Below are 278 nucleotides of genomic sequence, written 5' to 3' on the forward strand. Positions count from 1 at the left end.
TCTGCCAGCGCGGCGCGTTTTGCTTTGGCACGGGCGACAGCGGCGGCCACCGCGGCTTTGCGTTTGTCGTCGGCGCTCAGCTCAGCTGAAGCGGCTTGCGCGGGTTCTGCCTCTGCCGGTGCAGCGTCAGCCGGTTCTGCCTGCGCGGCGCGTTTTGCCTTGGCACGGGCGACAGCGGCGGCCACCGCGGCTTTGCGTTTGTCGTCGGCGCTCAGCTCAGCTGAAGCGGCTTGCGCGGGTTCTGCCTCTGCCGGTGCAGCGTCAGCCGGTTCTGCCTG

The 278-nt window shown here is 69.8% G+C and carries 1 pseudogene; it reads right to left on the bottom strand.

The features are described from left to right. Positions 1 to 278, bottom strand: a pseudogene (locus CYR52_RS22265) (electron transport complex subunit RsxC); the annotation flags it as partial.

The organism is Chimaeribacter arupi (genome assembly GCF_002858805.1).
Lineage (GTDB): Bacteria > Pseudomonadota > Gammaproteobacteria > Enterobacterales > Enterobacteriaceae > Chimaeribacter > Chimaeribacter arupi.